Source organism: Hymenobacter agri (assembly GCF_054778495.1).
The window spans coordinates 1-1,238 of sequence record NZ_BAAGZM010000911.1; the positions used below are offsets into that span (position 1 = coordinate 1).

Consider the following 1,238-nt stretch of genomic DNA (forward strand, 5'->3'; position numbering starts at 1 on the left):
GCCCGCCGTGGCCACGCTGCTGCCGCCTGAGCGGGCGGCCACCGAGGCACTACTGCGGGCCGTAGGCTTCGTGGATGTAGTGATTCCGCGCGGAAGCCAGGGGCTTATCAACTATGTGCGCGAGAATGCGCGGGTGCCCGTCATCGAAACCGGGGCGGGCGTGGTCCACACCTTTTTCGACGCCACCGGCGACCTGGCCAGCGGCGCGGCCATCATCGCCAACGCCAAAACCCGCCGCGTGAGCGTGTGTAATGCACTGGATTGCCTGCTCATTCACGCAAGCCGCCTGGCTGACCTGCCCGCGCTGCTGGTCACGCTGGCGGCCGCCGGGGTACAGCTCTTTGCCGATGCGCCGGCCCATGCCGCGCTGGCTGGTCACTACCCGCCCGCGCTGCTGGCCCACGCCACCAATGAGCATTTCGGCACCGAGTTTCTGGCCCTGAAAATGGCCGTGAAAACCGTGGCTTCGCTGGATGAAGCACTTGACCACATCGCCGCGTTTGGCTCGAAGCACAGCGAAGCCATTATTTCGGAAGATGCGGCCAGCATCGAAGCCTTCCTCAACGCCGTGGATGCGGCCGCCGTGTACGCCAACGCCTCCACTGCCTTCACCGACGGCGCGCAGTTCGGGCTGGGGGCCGAAATCGGCATCAGCACCCAGAAGCTGCACGCCCGCGGCCCCATGGGCCTGGAAGAGCTGATGAGCTACAAGTGGCAGGTGCGCGGCACCGGGCAGGTGCGGAACTCCTAGCAAAACGTCATGCAGAGCACCGCGAAGCATCTTGCCCACCATCAGTAATTATTTACTATTGCGGTAAAGATGCTTCGCTACGCTCTGCATGACGTTCAATTATCTTCCCATGCTCATCCACCTTCATTTCCGCGCCGTGCTGGAGCCGGGTGGCCCCAGCTTCATGCCCACGCAAACCATTGTGGTACCGGCCGACGTACTCGAACATCTCGGCGGGAAGGCCGCGAAGCGCGTCATCGTCACCATTCGCGGCCACGCGCTGCGGCTGGGGCTGCTGCCGCTTGAAGGTGGCGGACGCTACCTCATGCTGAATAAGGACGTGTGCGCCGCCGTGGGCATTGCGCTGGGTGATGCGCTGGAAGTGAGCATCACGCCCGACCCCAACCCCGACCACGTAGACCTGCCCGACGAGCTGGCCGAAGCCCTCGCCGCCTGGCCCGAGGCCGAAACGGCCTTCAACGGCTACAGCGGGGCGCACCGCCGGGCC

2 protein-coding genes are annotated in these 1,238 nt (G+C 65.1%); both read left to right on the top strand.

Features of this window, described 5'->3' with window-relative positions:
* Positions 1 to 751: glutamate-5-semialdehyde dehydrogenase (locus ACYVDE_RS23290; RefSeq protein WP_460503912.1), on the top strand; the 751-nt coding region annotated here is incomplete at its 5' end.
* A 109-nt stretch (positions 752 to 860) separates the two neighbouring features.
* A partial coding sequence (locus ACYVDE_RS23295; protein WP_460503913.1) for a YdeI/OmpD-associated family protein occupies positions 861 to 1,238 on the top strand: 378 nt, incomplete at its 3' end.